The following is a 245-nucleotide window of genomic DNA, read 5'->3' on the forward strand; positions in this document are numbered from 1 at the left end:
GGCGTAATGGTTGAGACTCCAGCAGCTGCTGCAATCGCACACCACCTAGCGAAAGAAGTATCTTTCTTCTCTATCGGTACTAACGACCTAACGCAATACACTCTTGCGGTAGACCGTGGTAACGAAATGATTTCTCACCTATACAACCCACTATCTCCTGCTGTTCTTACAGTAATCAAGCAAGTGATCGACGCATCACACGCTGAAGGTAAGTGGACTGGTATGTGTGGTGAGCTTGCTGGTGA

General features: G+C 47.8%; 1 protein-coding gene. It reads left to right on the top strand.

Translation table 11 applies throughout. The features are described 5' to 3' along the window. Nucleotides 1-245: putative PEP-binding protein (locus AB4512_RS22535; RefSeq protein WP_372175763.1), on the top strand; the 245-nt coding region annotated here is incomplete at both ends.

The sequence above is a fragment of the Vibrio sp. 10N.222.52.B7 genome (assembly GCF_041474275.1).
Taxonomy (GTDB): domain Bacteria; phylum Pseudomonadota; class Gammaproteobacteria; order Enterobacterales; family Vibrionaceae; genus Vibrio; species Vibrio crassostreae_C.